Origin of the sequence: Kineococcus esterisolvens, assembly GCF_050871405.1 — a bacterium.
In the GTDB taxonomy this organism is placed as follows: Bacteria; Actinomycetota; Actinomycetes; order Actinomycetales; family Kineococcaceae; genus Kineococcus.
On the sequence record NZ_JBJLRI010000001.1, the window covers coordinates 75,006 to 87,980 of the forward strand.

At 75.9% G+C, this 12,975-nt stretch carries 9 protein-coding genes; 2 read left to right on the plus strand and 7 right to left on the minus strand.

The window, feature by feature from the left end:
* Positions 1–13: 13 nt before the first annotated feature.
* Positions 14–1,033 carry a LacI family DNA-binding transcriptional regulator gene (locus ACRYR8_RS00345; protein WP_432482088.1) on the minus strand — a complete coding sequence of 340 codons (1,020 nt, stop codon included), beginning with the start codon at positions 1,031–1,033 and terminating at the stop codon, positions 14–16.
* Positions 1,034–1,148: 115 nt separating this feature from the next.
* On the opposite strand from ACRYR8_RS00345, the gene ACRYR8_RS00350 reads away from it, so the two are divergent.
* A complete protein-coding gene (locus tag ACRYR8_RS00350; RefSeq protein ID WP_432482089.1) occupies positions 1,149–2,183 on the plus strand; it encodes a Gfo/Idh/MocA family protein in 1,035 nt (344 codons plus the stop codon).
* 321 nt (positions 2,184–2,504) lie between these two features.
* On the opposite strand, the gene ACRYR8_RS00355 is transcribed toward ACRYR8_RS00350, so the two are convergent.
* The 5 genes from ACRYR8_RS00355 to ACRYR8_RS00375 form a co-directional block, all read right to left on the minus strand.
* On the minus strand, positions 2,505–2,948 hold the full coding sequence (locus ACRYR8_RS00355; RefSeq protein WP_432482090.1) for an Hsp20/alpha crystallin family protein: 444 nt from the start codon (positions 2,946–2,948) through the stop codon (positions 2,505–2,507).
* Between the two features lie 134 nt (positions 2,949–3,082).
* A complete protein-coding gene (hrpA, locus tag ACRYR8_RS00360; protein ID WP_432482091.1) occupies positions 3,083–7,279 on the minus strand; it encodes an ATP-dependent RNA helicase HrpA in 4,197 nt (1,398 codons plus the stop codon).
* 56 nt (positions 7,280–7,335) lie between these two features.
* Positions 7,336–8,445 carry an ABC transporter substrate-binding protein gene (locus tag ACRYR8_RS00365; RefSeq protein WP_432482092.1) on the minus strand — a complete coding sequence of 370 codons (1,110 nt, stop codon included), beginning with the start codon at positions 8,443–8,445 and terminating at the stop codon, positions 7,336–7,338.
* 61 nt (positions 8,446–8,506) lie between these two features.
* Positions 8,507–9,325 carry an ABC transporter permease gene (locus tag ACRYR8_RS00370; protein ID WP_432482093.1) on the minus strand — a complete coding sequence of 273 codons (819 nt, stop codon included), beginning with the start codon at positions 9,323–9,325 and terminating at the stop codon, positions 8,507–8,509.
* The gene (locus tag ACRYR8_RS00375; RefSeq protein WP_432482094.1) at positions 9,322–10,182 is read right to left on the minus strand and encodes an ABC transporter ATP-binding protein; all 861 of its coding nucleotides are present in this window, start codon (positions 10,180–10,182) and stop codon (positions 9,322–9,324) included. Before ACRYR8_RS00375 ends, ACRYR8_RS00370 begins: the two co-directional genes overlap by 4 nt.
* Positions 10,183–10,312: 130 nt before the next feature.
* On the opposite strand from ACRYR8_RS00375, the gene ACRYR8_RS00380 reads away from it, so the two are divergent.
* Positions 10,313–11,770 carry an aldehyde dehydrogenase family protein gene (locus tag ACRYR8_RS00380; protein WP_432482095.1) on the plus strand — a complete coding sequence of 486 codons (1,458 nt, stop codon included), beginning with the start codon at positions 10,313–10,315 and terminating at the stop codon, positions 11,768–11,770.
* A gap of 10 nt (positions 11,771–11,780) precedes the next feature.
* Here ACRYR8_RS00380 and ACRYR8_RS00385 read toward each other — a convergent pair whose 3' ends face one another.
* Positions 11,781–12,965 carry a 4-hydroxybenzoate 3-monooxygenase gene (locus ACRYR8_RS00385; RefSeq protein WP_432482096.1) on the minus strand — a complete coding sequence of 395 codons (1,185 nt, stop codon included), beginning with the start codon at positions 12,963–12,965 and terminating at the stop codon, positions 11,781–11,783.
* Between the last annotated feature and the right edge of the window lie 10 nt (positions 12,966–12,975).

The following is a 12,975-nucleotide window of genomic DNA, read 5'->3' on the forward strand; positions in this document are numbered from 1 at the left end:
GGCCCCGACGGGGTCAGGCACCCTCCACCGGAGGCGGTGCCGTGGTGCGCCGCTGCGCCAGGCGCGGCGCCAGCAGCTCGGTGCGCGGAGGCGCCGCGGGGTCGGCGATCCGCGCCAGGAGCAGTTCACCGGCGCGGCGGCCGACGTCGTGGCTGCGGTTGTCGACGCTGGTGAGGGAGACGCTGCGCAGCGCGGCCAGCGACGTGTCGTCGTACCCGGCGACGGAGAGGTCGCGGGGCACGCGCAGGCCGAGGTCGCCGGCGGCGGCGAGCAGGCCGAGGGCGGACACGTCGTTGGCCGCCAGGACGGCGGTGGGACGGTGCGGACCGCTGAGCAGGCGCAGCCCGGCGCGGTGGCCGCCGTCCTCGGTCATGTCGGCCTCGACGACGGTGGCGCTGACCCCGGCCGCGGCGGCGGCCTCCTCGAACGCCGCCCGGCGCACGCGTCCGACGGCTCCTGCGCCGGCGACGTGGGCCAGGCGCCGGTGGCCGAGGGCGAGGAGGTGCTCCACGACGAGGCGCACCCCGGCCCGGCCGTCGTCGGCGACGACGTCGGCGTGGACCGCGTCGCGGGTGCCCGCCAGGACGGTGGGGACGGCGGCGGCGGCCTCGGCGACCTGCGCGACGGCCCCGGGGTCCTCGCGCGTGCCGACCACGACGAGCCCGTCCACCCGCAGCTGCGTGAACGTGCGCGCCGCCTCGGGCTCGGCGCCGGTGTCCCCCAGCACCGGGCGCAGGCCGGCGGCGCGCAGAACGGGGCGCAGGCCCTCCAGGAGGTCCACGAACCACGGGTTGCGCAGGTCGTCCAGGAGGACGCCGACGGTGCGGGTGCGCCGTTCGGCGAGGCTGCGCGCGGCGGGGTCGGGCCGGTAGCCGAGCTCCTGCACGGCCGCCAGCACGGCGCGGCGGCGCGCGTCGCCCACCCGTGGGGAGCCCTGCAGGACGAGGGACACCAGGGACTTGGACACGCCGGCGCGCTCGGCGACGCTGCGGATCGTGGGGCGCGGCCCACCGCCCGCCACCGGGTCCTGCACGGCGCCCCCCTCGCGACGACGTCGGGGCGGTCCCTTGACAGCCGCTGCCCGCGGGCTCCACGGTATCGCTCGTTGGACCGGTCCAACGCCCTGCTCACCGCACTGGAGGCCCCTCGTGCCCGATCTCCACCTCGGCCTGGCCGGCGTCGGCCGGATCGGCGCGATGCACGCCGCGAACCTCGCGACCACCCCCGGCGTCGGGACGCTCACGCTCGCCGACGCCGACCCGGCACGGGCTCGCGCGGTCGCCGCCGCCCTGCCCGCCGACGGCGCGGCGCCACGGGTGGCCGAGAGCGTGGAGGCGCTGCTGCGCAGCGGGATCGACGGCCTGGTCGTGGCCACCGGGACCGCTGCGCACCCCGGGCTCATCCGCGCCGGCGTCGAGGCGGGCGTCCCGGTGCTGTGCGAGAAGCCCGTCGCCCCCGACGTCGCCCTGTCGCTGCCCGTGCTCGAGCACGTCGCGGCCCGCGGGGGCGTCGTGCGCATCGGCCACCAGCGCCGCCACGACGCGGGCTACCGCGAGGCCAAGCGGGCCTTCGACGCCGGGGAGCTGGGCTGGCTGCACGCGGTGCGCGCCGTCACCTGCGACGCCGCCCCTCCGCCGGTGTCGTTCCTGGCGACCTCCGGCGGGCTGTTCCGCGACTGCAGCGTGCACGACTTCGACGTGCTGCGCTGGATCACTGGCCGGGAGGTCGTGGAGGTCTACGCGCGCGGCTCCAACAACGGCGACCCGGAGATCGGCCGGGTCGGCGACGTGGACACCGCGCTGGCGGTGTGCACGCTCGACGACGGGACGCTCGCGGTCGTGACGGCCTCGCGGTACAACGGCGCCGGGCACGACGTGCGCCTGGAGCTGCAGGGGTCGCTCGGCACCGTGGTGGTCGGGATGGACGACCGGATGGCGGCCCGCTCGGCGGAGACGGGGGTCGCCTTCCCGCCGGGACCGCCGCACGCGACGTTCGCCGAGCGCTTCTCCGACGCCTACCGCGCGGAGGTCGCGGCCTTCGTGGACCTGGTGAACGGCGTCGAGGGGGACCTGTGCCACCCGGCGGACGCCGTCGCCGCCTCCCGCGTCGCCGACGCGGCGCAGGAGTCGCTGCTGACGGGTGCGCCGGTGGCCGTGCGGCCGCTCGAGGTGCCGGTCGCCTGACCCCGCGCCACGGCCCGGGCCCGCCGGTGCGCAGGTCGCGCGCGGGGGCGAGCGCTCCCGGCGCGGCGGTCGCTCCACCGGGGCCCGCCCGCGCCTGAGCGGGGCGGGCCGCCGCGAGCGCGGCGCGAGCCGGTCGACCGGCCCCGCCGGACGGGGCGCGTCCACGCTCCCCGCGGCCCTGCGCACACCTCCTCCCCGCCAGCCCGCCGCCACGAGCGCCTCGAACTCGACGCGGACCCAGTCCGGGTCCGCACCCAGCAGCTCGCAGAACGCCTCGTGCGGCGGCGCGCCGGCCGTCGTCCCGGTCACGTCGGACTCGTCTCAGGCGCCGATGGCCTGCTGCTCGCGGGCACCCGCGTCAGCGCTGTCGTCGGCGACCTCGACGGCGATGCGCCGCGGCTTGGCGCGCTCGGCCACCGGCACGCGCAGCGTCAGGACGCCGGAGCGGTAGGACGCCGAGATCCGCTCGGTGTCGAGGTTGTCACCGAGGATGAGCTGGCGGCTGAACACGCCGCGCGGGCGCTCGGCCGCGATCATCTCCTCGGTGCTCTCGTTGACGGGACGCTGCGCCTTGACGGTCAGCACGTTGCGCTCCACGTCCAGCTCCACGCTGGACGGGTCCACGCCGGGCAGATCGAACTCCACGACGAACTCCTCGCCGCTGCGCCAGGCGTCCATCGGCATCGCAGCCGGCCGCGCCGTGGTCCCCAGCACCTGCTGGGTCAGCCGGTCGAGCTCGCGGAACGGGTCGGTCCGCATCAACACCACAACCACCTCCGATGATCCACACCAGATGCGACTGCTTCCCTCGCGGGCCGGGGCCTTCCCGCGCCCGCACCACCAGTGTTAGCACTCGCGGACGGTGAGCGCAAGAGGTGAATCTGTTGCGCCGCAGCGGATCAGCCGAGCTCGGCGAGGGCCTTGAGGATCCGCTCGTCGCTGACCGGACCGGCGGTGGGCACGGGCTGGGAGAACTTCTGCAACCGCAGCTCCTCCAGCGCCCAGCGGATCCGCACCAGCTCAGGCGGCACCGTCGCACCGGCCCGGCGCAGGTGCGCGGCGTGCTCGTCGCGCACCCGGGCGAACTCCGCCATCCGCACCCGGTCGCGCTGGGGGTTCTCGGGCATCGTCGCCAGCCGCCGCAGGATCCCCTGCAGGTACCGCAGCAGGTCCGGCAGCCGGTCGGCACCGGCGTCGGTGACGAACCCCGCGTGGACCAGCCCGGTGAACTGCTCGCGCACGTCCGCCAGCGAGGCCACGAGCGCCAGGCTGCTGGTGCGCGAGATCGCCCGCTCCACCTCCGCGGCCGAGCGCAGCACGCGCAGCGCGCGGTCGACGACCTCGGTGGTCGTGGACAGCAGCCCGCTCCCGACCTCCCGCGCGAGGCGGGCGAAGTCCGCTGCGCTGCGCACCGGGCCGCCGGCGGCGTCCAGCCGCTTCTCGACGGCGGCGCGCAGGCAGTCCTCGAGCACGGCGGCGGCGTTGCCGTGCGGGGCGCGCGCCAGCAGCAGCTTGGCGTCGTTGGGCAGGCCGGACTGCACCGCCCGCAACGGGGAGGGCAGCACGAGCAGCAGCAGCCTCACCGTGCCGGCCCGGTGGGCGTGCGCGGCCTCGGCGGCGGTGGCGAAGGTGCGCAGGCCCACCGACGCGCCCTCGTCGACCAGCGCCGGGAAGGAGACGACCTCGCTGCCGCGGCGCACCGTGGTGTGGGTGCCGGGGATGAGCGCGGGCAGGTCCGCGGGGCCGGGGTCGGCCGGCCAGGCGGTGGCACCGGTGCGCGCGAGCTCGTCGGCGGCTTCGGCGATCGTCTCGCGCACCTGCACCGACACGGCCTCGCGCAGCCGGGCGAAGTCCTTGCCCTCGGCCAGCACCGAGCCGTCGGCGGCGGTGATGCGGACGGTCGGTCGCAGGTGGGCGGGCACCCGCGACCAGTCCACGTCCTCGGCGTAGATCTCCGTCCCGTCGCCCAGGCGGGGCAGCTCGGCCTCGAAGGCCGCCCAGAAGTCCTCCTGGCGGGGGCTGACGCGCTCGAGGAACCGGGCGGCCTTGTCGGGGGCCGGGGCGAGGTTCTTGCGCAGCTGCTTGGGCAGCGAGCGCAGCATCGCGGTGACGAGCTCGTGCCGGAAACCCGGGACCTGCCACAGCAGGTCGCGCTCGTCGAAGCGGTTGACGACCTCCAGCGGGACGTCCACCGTCACGCCGTCGCGCGGGGAGCCGGGCTCGAACACGTACGTCAGGGGCAGCTCCAGGTCGCCCTGCCGCCACGTGCGGGGGAACTCCTCCTCGCTGACCGCGGCGTCGTCGGCCACGAGCATGGCCGGGTCGAAGGTCAGCAGGTCGGGGTCGGTGCGCCGCGCCTGCTTCCACCAGCCGTCGAAGTGGCGGCCGGAGACGACGTCGGCGGGGATCCGCGCGTCGTAGAAGGCGAACAGGACCTCGTCGTCGACGACGATGTCGCGCCGCCGCGCCCGGTGCTCCAGCTCCTCGGCCTCCTGCAGCAGTTCCCGGTTGCGGGCGAAGAACTCGTGGCGGGTCTCGAAGTCGCCCTCCACGAGGGCGTGCCGGATGAACAGCTCCCGCGACAGCTCCGGGTCGATCCCGCCGTAGGCGACGGTGCGACCGGTCACGACCGGCACCCCGTAGAGGGTGACGCGCTCGGTGGCGACGACCGCGGCGCGCTTGCGGGACCACCGGGGCTCGGAGTGCTGGCGCTTGACGACGTGCTCGGCCAGCGGCTCGATCCAGCGCGGGTCGATCGCCGCGGCGACCCGGGCCCACAGGCGCGTGGTCTCCACCAGCTCGGCGGCCACCACCCAGTCGGGGTTGCGCCGGCCCAGGGCGGAGCCGGGGAACAGCGCGAACTTCGCGCCGCGGGCGCCGAGGTACTCCTGCTGGCGGGGGCCGTCCCCGCGGCCCCGGCGTGCGTCGCGCTTCTCCTCGCGCACGTCCTTCAGGCCGATGTTGCCCAGCAGCCCGGCCAGCAGCGACCGGTGCACCGCGTCGCCGTCGTACCGGGCGGGGGGCAGCACCTCGCCCTCGGCGGGGTCCTCCACCTCGGGCACCTGCACCTCGAAGCCGAGGTCGCGGGTGACGCGGCGCAGCTGGTGGTAGGTGTCCTGCCACTCGCGGATGCGCAGGAAGTGCAGCATCTCCGCCTTGACCCGGCGGCGGAACGCCGAGGACGACAGGTCGCGCTGCAGGTGCTGCAGGTAGTTCCACAGGTTCAGGTAGGTGAGGAAGTCCGAGCGCTCGTGGCGGAACCGGGCGTGCAGCTGCGCGGCGCGCTCGCGCTGCTCCAGCGGCCGTTCGCGGGGGTCCTGCACCGACAGCGCCGCCACCACGACCAGGACGTCGTGCAGGCAGGAGTTCGCCCGGCCCTCCAGGACCATCCGGCCCAGCCGCGGGTCGATGGGCAGGCGGGCCAGGTCGCGGCCGGTGCGGGTCAGCCGCGGCACGCCCCGGTCGGACGGCCGGGCCGGTTCCAGCGCGCCCAGCTCGGCCAGCAGCGCCAGGCCGTCGGCGATCGCCCGCGCCTCCGGCGGCTCGACGAACGGGAACGCGGCGATGTCGCCCAGCCCCAGGGAGGCCATCTGCAGGATGACCGCGGCGAGGTTGGTGCGCAGGATCTCCGGGTCGGTGTACTTCGGGCGGGCCTCGAAGTCGGCCTGGGAGTACAGCCGGATGCAGATGCCGTCGGCGACGCGGCCGCAGCGCCCCGCGCGCTGGTTCGCGGAAGCCTGCGAGACCTTCTCCACCGGCAGCCGCTGCACCTTCGTGCGGTGGCTGTAGCGCGAGATCCGGGCGGTGCCGGCGTCGACGACGTAGCGGATGCCCGGGACGGTCAGCGACGTCTCCGCGACGTTGGTGGACAGCACGATCCGCCGCCCCCGGTGCGGGCGGAACACGCGGTGCTGCTCCTCGGCGCTCAGCCGCGCGAACAGCGGCAGCACCTCGGTGTCGCGGAACTCCCGCTCCCGCAGCAGGTCGCCGAGGGCGTCGGCGGTGTCGCGGATCTCGCGCTCACCGGGCAGGAACACCAGGACGTCGCCGGGGCCCTCGGCGGCCAGCTCGCGCACCGCGTCGACGATGCCCTCGGTCTGGTCGCGGTCGTCCTCGCGCAGCGCGGGCTCGTCGACGTCCAGCGTCTCGCCGGCGTCGTCGTCCAGCTCGCCGGCCAGCTCCTCGGCCAGCTCCTCGGCGCCCAGCGGCCGGTAGCGCACCTCCACGGGGTAGGTGCGGCCCGAGACCTCCAGCACCGGCGCACCGCCGAAGTGCTGCGAGAACCGCTCGGTCTCGATGGTCGCCGAGGTGATGACGAGCTTCAGCTCGGGCCGGCGGGGCAGCAGCTGCGCCAGGTAGCCCAGCAGGAAGTCGATCGTCAGGCTGCGCTCGTGGGCCTCGTCGACGACCAGGGTGTCGTACTGCAGCAGGTCCGGGTCGCGCTGGATCTCCGCCAGCAGGATGCCGTCGGTCATGACCTTCACGAGGCTGTCCTCGCCGACGGTGTCGGTGAACCGGACCGCGTAGCCGACCAGGCCACCGACGTCGGTGCCCAGCTCCTCGGCGACCCGCTCGGCCACCGCTCGCGCGGCGATGCGCCGCGGCTGGGTGTGGCCGATGCGCCCGCGCACCCCGCGGCCGATCTCCAGGCACACCTTGGGCAGCTGGGTGGTCTTGCCGGACCCCGTCTCCCCCGCGACCACGACGACCTGGTGCTCGCGCAGCGCCCGGGCGATGCGGTCCTTCTCCTGGCTGACCGGCAGCTCGGCCGGGTAGTGCAGGGCGGGCACCGCCGCGGCGCGGCGCCGGGTGCGCTCCTCGGCCGCGGCGGTCTGGGCCGCCACGTCGTCCAGGCCGCGGCGCAGGGCCTCGGCGTCGCCGGAGCGGGCCAGCACGGCCAGGCGCCGGCGCAGCCGGTCCTCGTCGCGCAGCGAGACGGCGGCCAGGCGGGTGGCCAGCTCGGCCGCGCGGGGGTCGTCGGGCAGCTCGCGCGGGGAGCCAGCGCGCTGACTCCCGCGCTGGCCGGACCGGGAGGGCCGGGGGGGACGGCGACGCCCGCGATCGGGACGTCCGGGCCGGCTGGAGGGGCTCGACATGGCCCGGCCATGCTACGGCGTCGCCCGCGTCCCGCCCCGCCGGCGAGGCACCGGTGTCAGGGGGCGGGCCAGATCAGCTCCGCGCCCTCGTACAGGCCCGCCACGACGTCCTCGGCCACGAGGGCGTCCACGTCCGGCACCGCGTCGATCTGGCCCATGCCCACCAGGAACTCCGCCTCGGCGCGCACGGTGGCGGCGTCGATCGCGCCCAGCGGCTGCCCGGCCGGCTGGGAGGAGTCGATCAGCTGCGTCTCGGTCTCCCAGACCCGCTGGTTGTGCTCGGTGTCGTACCCGGCCCGGGAGCTCTGCGCCGCGTACCCGACGCACTCGGCGGCGTGCTCCTCGCAGTGCGCGTAGGCGTGCAGCTGGGCGCGCAGGAAGTCCTGCACCGCGGTGGGGTGCTCGGCCAGGAAGCCGGGGTCGACGATCGTGGTGGCCATCGAGCCGGGGACGCCGTGGTCCTCGGGGTTCCACTCGGTGACCTCCTCCCCCAGCTCCCGCAGGGTGAGCGGCTCGTTGGACTTGTAGCCGGTCAGGGACTGCACCTGCCCGCGCACCAGGACGGTGGGGTCGTAGCCGACGGAGACCTGCTCGACGCGGTCCAGGTCCACGCCCGCGGTGCGCAGCATGGCCTCGATCGTCACCGGCAGGGCGCCCTTGTGGCCCAGGGTGGTGCCCTCCAGCTGGCGCAGGTCGGTGACGTCCGGGCCGGTCATCAGGGTGGCCACGGGCACGTGCCCGAACAGGGCGACGGCGGTGACGTCCACGCCGTTGGCGACGTTGACCAGCACGTCGGACGCCCCGGCGATGGAGGACAGCTGCGCGGTGCCGGCGGCCACGAGCTGGGCGTTCTGCGCGGTCTCGCCGCTGCCGGGCTGGATCTCCACGTCCAGGCACAGCGCGTCGAAGTACCCCAGGGCCTCGGCGGCGACCGGGTCGAGGATGCTCGCCGACGCCTGGAACTGGTACCCGGTGACGTAGGTGACGGTTCCCGCGGCCTCGTTCTGCGCGCACCGCTCGGCGGAGACGGCCGAGCCCCGGCCCGCAGCGGGCGCCGCTCGCCCCCCGCCGTCGGCGTCGCCCGTGCCGCCGGAGCAGCCGGTCAGCAGCAGGGCCGCGGCCAGCGCGGGGGCGGTGCGGCGCGGACGGGTGCAGCTGGTGCTCAAGCGAGCCTCCTGGTCGGGGTGTCGTGCTCGGGGTGCCGCGGCGAGGATCCCACCGCCGGTCTCAGCGCTGCTGCGAGGAGTGCCACGACAGCACCCGCCGCTCCACCGCGGTGACCACCGCCAGCAGCAGCGTCCCCATCAGCGCCAGGCACGCGATGGAGGCGAAGACGCGGTCCAGCTGGGAGTTCTGGGACGCCACGCTGATGACGGTGCCCAGCCCGGCCGCCGCGCCCGGGGCGGTGAACTCCGCGACGATCGCGCCGACCAGCGACAGGGGGAACACCACCCGCAGCGCGGCGAACACGAAGGGCAGCGCGCTGGGGAAGCGCAGGCGCACCAGCACGTCCCAGCGCGAGGCGTGCACGGTGCGGAAGACCTGCAGCACCTCGCGGCGCACGGAGCGCAGGCCCGTGGCGGTGTTCATGAGCAGCGGGAAGAACGTCGTCAGGGCCGCCACGAGGACCTTCGGGAACACCCCGAACCCGAAGGCCACCGTGAGGGCGGGCGCGATCGCCACGACCGGCGTGACGTTGAGCACCACCGCCAGCGGCATCAGCGCGCGGCGCAGCAGCAGCGACTCCGACACCACGACGGCCACGGCGAACGCCGCCACCGCCCCGAGCCCCAGCCCCAGCAGCGCCTCGGACAGCGTCACCCAGGCGTTGCTCAGGTAGAAGAGGGGCTCGTCCACCAGCTGCCCGCCGACCGCGCCCAGGGCGGGCAGCACGTAGGGGTTGCCCCGCGCGACGTGCCGCCAGGCGAGAGCGGCCACCAGCAGCGCCACGGCGGTCGGCAGCCACCGGCGGGGGTGCAGCGCGAGGCGCGCGACGCGCCGGGCCCTGCGCACCCCGGGGACCCCGCGGGCCCCGCGAGGGCTCACGAGGCGCTCCGCGCCTCGGCCCGCCAGGCGTCGGACAGCAGCTCGCGCACCCGGTGCTCGTGCTCGTGCAGCACGGCGGAGTCCAGCAGCCCGGAGTGCCGGGGCCGGTCCAGTCCCACCTGGACGGTCCCGGCGACGCGCCCCGGCCCGGCGGCCATGACGACCACGGTGTCGGACAGCAGCACCGCCTCGGTGATGGAGTGGGTGACGAACACGACGGTGGTGCGCAGCTCCTGCCACACGTCCAGCAGCTGCAGCTGCGCGGCCTCGCGGGTGAACTCGTCCAACGCCGAGAACGGCTCGTCCATGAGCAGGACCTGCGGCTGCAGCGCGAAGGCGCGCGCGATGGCGGTGCGCTGCTGCATGCCGCCGGACAGCTGCCCGGGCCGGCGGTGCAGCACGTCGCCCAGGCCGAGGCGGCGCAGCAGCGCCACGGGGTCGCCGGCCAGGTCGCAGCGCCCCTGCTCGCCGGGCGGCGCCGCGGCAGCGGAGCGGCGGCGCGCGGCGCGGTTCACCTTCTCCAGCACCCGCACGTTGCCCAGCACGTCCAGCCACGGCAGCAGGGCGGGGGTCTGCGGCACGAAGCCGATCATCTTGCGCTCGGTGGCGCGCGCGGGGGTCTCGCCGCAGATGCGGACCTCCCCGGAGCCGGGCTGCTCCAGGCCCGCCACCAGCCGCAGGAGCGTGGACTTGCCGCAGCCGGAGGGGCCGATGACGCTGACGAACCGCCCTCGCGGCACCTCCAGGTCCACGTGGTGCAGCGCGGTCACCGGCCGCGGGCCGTCGTCGTAGACCTTGCAGGCGTCGCGGACGGCGACGAACGGCTGCTCGGCGCCGTCCCCCGGCTGGTCCCCCACGGCGCCGACCCTACTGAAGCGGCGCGGGCGGGCCCGCGCGGTTCGCCCGCGCGGGCGACGCGGCCGTGGCCCGCCGGGGCCGCCGTGGTCCACTGGTCGCACGCGTCGGCTGACTGGAGGGGGCGAACCGGTGGGCGTGCTGCTCGGGGACGACTGGCGGGGCGGGATCTTCGACGGCGGCTGGCGGGCCGGCTCGGGCGGGACGATCGAGGTGACCGAACCGGCCACCGGCGCCGTCCTGGGCCGGGTCGGCGCGGCGACGCCGGAGGACGTGCGCACCGCGGCGACGCGGGCGGCCGCGGCTCAGCGGGGGTGGGCGGCGACGGACCCGACGGAGCGGGCCGCTGTGCTGCGCCGCGCCGGGGCGCTGTGGGAGCAGCACGCAGCGGAGGTGCAGGGCTGGATCGTGCGCGAGTCCGGCGCGATCGGCGTCAAGGCCGCCACGGAGACGAGCACCGCGGCGCAGGAGTGCTACGAGGCGGCGGCGCTGCCCACGCACCCGGCGGGCTCCGTGCTGGCCGGCGAGCAGGGGCGCTGGTCGTTCGCGCGCCGCCGCCCGGCGGGGGTCGTCTCCGTCATCGCGCCGTTCAACTTCCCGCTCATCCTGTCGATCCGGGCGGTCGCCCCCGCCCTGGCGCTGGGCAACGCGGTGCTGCTCAAGCCCGACCCGCGCACCCCCGTGTGCGGCGGGGTGGTCCTGGCGCGGGTGTTCCAGGAGGCGGGGCTGCCGGAGGGGCTGCTGCACGTGCTGCCGGGCGGGGCGGACGTCGGGGAGGCCGCGGTGACGGCCCCGGAGGTCAGGGTGGTCGCGTTCACCGGCTCCACCGCCGCCGGCCGGCGGGTGGGCGCGCTGGGCGCGGAGCACCTCAAGCGCACCCACCTGGAGCTCGGTGGCAACAACGCCCTGATCGTCCTGCCGGGTGCGGACCCGGCCCTGGCGGCCTCGGCGGGGGCCTTCGGCTCGTTCCTGCACCAGGGTCAGATCTGCATGGCCACCGGCCGGCACCTGGTCCACGAGAGCCTGCACGACGAGTACGTGCACCTGCTGGCCGACAAGGCCCGGGAGCTGCCGGTGGGCGACCCGGCCCGCGGCGAGGTGGCGCTGGGCCCGATCATCGACGAGCGGCAGCTCGCGCACGTCGACCGGATCGTGCGCGACACCGTGGCCGCCGGCGCGACGCTGGCGGCGGGCGGCACGCACGAGGGGCTGTTCTACTCGCCCACCGTGCTGGCCGAGGTGGAGACCTCGATGCCGGCGTGGGAGCAGGAGGTGTTCGGCCCCGTCGCGCCCGTCCTGCCGTTCTCCGACGTGGACGAGGCCGTCGAACTGGCCCGGGCGACCCCGTACGGGCTGTCGCTGGGGATCCTCGGCGACGTGGGCGTCGCCATGCGCGTGGCCGACGCGGTCCCCAGCGGGATCGTGCACGTCAACGAGCAGACCGTCTCCGACGCGGCGAACGTCCCGTTCGGCGGTGTCGGCGCCTCCGGGACCGGAGGGCGTGCCGGCGGCGCGGAGGCGAACATCGAGGCGTTCACCGAGACCCAGTGGCTGACGGTGCGCCCGGGGATCGCCCCGTACCCCTTCTGACGCCCGGGGGTCAGAACCCGATCGGCAGCCCGGCGTAGTTCTCCGCCAGGCCCGCGGCACCGGCTTCGCTGGTGGCGACCCAGCGCAGCTGCGACAGCTGCAGCTGCTCGTCGAACGGGTCGCCGGAGGTGTGCAGCATCGTCGTCATCCACCAGGAGAAGTGGGTGCAGCGCCACACCCGCCGCAGCGCCGTGTCCGAGTAGGCGTCCGCGAGGGCGGGGTTCCCCTCGCGCAGCAGCGCGGCCAGGGCGGGCGCGAGGAGGGCGACGTCGGCGACGGCGAGGTTCAGCCCCTTGGCGCCGGTGGGAGGCACGGTGTGCGCGGCGTCGCCCGCCAGGAACAGCCGGCCGTGGCGCATGGGGGTCTGCACGTAGCTGCGCATGGGCAGCACGCTCTTGCCCGTGACGGGGCCCGGGGTGAGTTCCCAGCCGTCCTGGCCGTGGCCCAGGCGGGTGGCCAGCGCGTCCCAGACCCGGTCGTCGGGCCAGTCGGCGACGTCGGTGCCGTTGGGCACCTGCAGGTACAGGCGGCTGACGGTGGCCGAGCGCATGGAGTGCATGGCGAAGCCGTCGGGGTGCCAGGCGTAGATGAGCTCGTCGGTGGAGGGCGGCACGTCGGCGAGGATCCCCAGCCAGGAGTACGGGTAGGTGCGGCTCCAGGAGCTGCGCACCGCCTCGGGCACGGCCGCCCGGCCGGGGCCGAACGCCCCGTCGCAGCCGACGACGGCGTCGACGTCGAGGCGCTGCGGATTCCCCGAGGCGTCGGTGAACGTCACGTGCGGGTGGTCGCCGGCCAGGTCGTGCAGGGCGACGTCGGCCACCTCGTGGCGCACGTCCTGGCCGCGTGCGCGGGCGGCGTCGACGAGGTCCTTCTGCACCTCGGTCTGCCCGTAGACCCACACGCTGCGCCCCGTCAGGTCGACGAAGTCGACGTGGTGGCGCTCGTGCGGCCACTGCAGGTGGATGCCGCGGTGCTCGTCGCCCTGGGCGCGCAGGCGTCCGGCGAGCCCGGCGTCGGTGAGCAGCTGGACGGTGGAGTGCTCCAGGATGCCGGCGCGCACCCGCGCGGCGACGTGCTCCTCGCTGCGCGACTCCAGCACGACCGACTCCACGTCGGCGGCGGCCAGCAGGTGGGACAGCAGGAGACCGGACGGTCCGGCACCGACGACAGCGACCTGGCTCCGTTGCGCGCGCACCGGTGCACCG